This window comes from Streptomyces sp. NPDC044064 (assembly GCF_056434245.1).
The window spans coordinates 1-2,173 of the sequence record NZ_JBWKFN010000078.1 but is presented as its reverse complement, the minus strand read 5'-3'; the positions used below and the strand labels follow the sequence as shown (position 1 = coordinate 2,173).

Below are 2,173 nucleotides of genomic sequence, written 5' to 3'. Positions count from 1 at the left end.
GACCGCAAACGGATCACCTCGTCCGGTATCCCGCCGTTGACAGTGGAGCAGGGTCTGGCCCTCCTCGACGCGGCGACCACCCTCGACGAACCCCATCTCATCCCCATCGGACGGCTCACCGCCTCCACCTCGCCCCGTACGCGCGGTGAGGTCCCGACCATGTTCCGTGGTCTCGTCCGTGGCGGGCGGCGCATGGCTGCGACGACGGCGAGCGGTTCGGGCACCGCCGTGGCACTCGCGGCGCGGCTGTGGGACCTGCGTGAGGGCGAGCGGGTTCGCCTCGTCGTGGACATGGTGCGGACGGAGGCCGCCTCTGTCCTGGGCCACGTCTCTGCTCAGGCCATCCACGCGGACCGCGACTTCCACGATCTCGGCATCGACTCCCTCACCGCGCTGGAGCTGCGCAACCGGCTCACCGCCGTCACCGGACTGCGCCTGCCCGCCACCCTGGTCTTCGACCACCCCACCCCGGCAGTCCTCGCCCAGCACCTCGTCACCGAACTGCTCGACGAGAACAGCGATGTCCACGTGCCGACCGCCGTGGTCGCGGGGGCGGCAGACGACCCCATCGCCATCGTCGGGATGGCCTGTCGACTGCCTGGAGGTGTCGACTCACCGGAGGACTTGTGGGCACTCGTCACGGAAGGGCGGGAAGGTATAGCAGACTTCCCCACCGACCGGGGCTGGGACCTGGGCACCCTCCTTGGCGGAGGGCATGGGCCCGACGGGCGCGGTCGAAGCGCGACGGCCAAGGGCGGATTCCTGCACGGAGTCGGCGAGTTCGACGCGGGCTTCTTCGGGATCTCTCCGCGTGAGGCTCTGGCCATGGACCCGCAGCAGCGGCTCCTCCTCGAAACCTCCTGGGAGGCGATCGAGCGCGCGGCCATCGACCCGGCAGCGCTGCGCGGGAGCGCGACCGGTGTGTTCGTCGGTACCGGGGGCCAGGACTACCTGACCCTCGTGATGAACTCGGCGGAGGACATCGAGGGACACGCCAGCACCGGTCTCGCCGCAAGTGTCGTGTCCGGCCGTGTCTCGTACACCTTCGGGCTGGAGGGCCCGGCCGTCACCGTCGACACGGCTTGCTCCTCGTCGCTGGTCGCCATGCATCTGGCCGCCCAGTCGCTGCGCAGCGGTGAGTGCACCCTGGCTCTGGCCGGTGGCGTCACCGTCATGTCGTCCTCCCTCGGCTTTCCGGGCTTCACGCGGCAGGGCGGTCTGGCGACGGACGGCCGGTGCAAGGCGTACGCGGACGCGGCCGACGGCACCGGATGGTCGGAGGGCGTCGGCGTCGTCGTACTCGAACGGCTCTCGGACGCCCGCCGCAACGGACACCAGGTGCTCGCGGTGCTCCGCGGTTCGGCGATCAACCAGGACGGCGCAAGCAATGGCCTGACCGCCCCCAACGGCCCGTCGCAGCAACGAGTTATCCGACAGGCCCTCGCGAACGCCGGCCTGTCACCCACGGACGTGGACGCCGTCGAAGGCCATGGCACGGGCACCACGCTCGGCGACCCCATCGAGGCACAGGCGCTGCTCGCCACGTACGGGCGGGAACGCGATCCGAAGCGTCCGTTGCTGCTCGGCTCGCTGAAGTCGAACATCGGTCACACGCAGGCCGCGGCCGGTGTGGCCGGCGTGATCAAGATGGTGATGGCGATGCGGCACGGGGTGCTGCCGCGCACCCTGCACGTGGATACCCCCTCCACGCACGTCGACTGGACTGCCGGTGACGTACGACTCCTCACCGAGGCGATGCCGTGGCCGCAGAGCGACCGGCCGCGCCGCGCGGCGGTGTCGGCCTTCGGTATCAGCGGCACCAACGCGCACACCATCATCGAGCAGGCCCCGCCGGTGGAACCCGACGACACCGACCCGGACGTGACCCCCACCGTCCTGCCTTGCACCGTGTCAGGCAAGTCCGAGACGGCGCTCGACGCTCAAGCCGAGCGCATCACCACGCTCGACGACATCAGCCCGCTGGACCTGGCCTACTCCCTCGCGGCCGCCGGACGGGGGGCATTGGAGCACCGTGCGGTGCTGGTGGACGGTGCCGAGATCGCTCGTGGTGTGGCGGCTGAGCGGTCGTTGGCGGTGTTGTTCTCGGGTCAGGGGTCGCAGCGGCTGGGTATGGGGCGTGAGCTGTACGTGCGCTTCCCGGTGTTCGCGGAGG

1 pseudogene is annotated in these 2,173 nt (G+C 70.5%); it reads left to right on the top strand.

Features of this window, described 5'->3' with window-relative positions:
- Window positions 1-27: 27 nt before the first annotated feature.
- Window positions 28-2,173, top strand: a pseudogene (locus AC07DS_RS46285) (type I polyketide synthase); the annotation flags it as partial.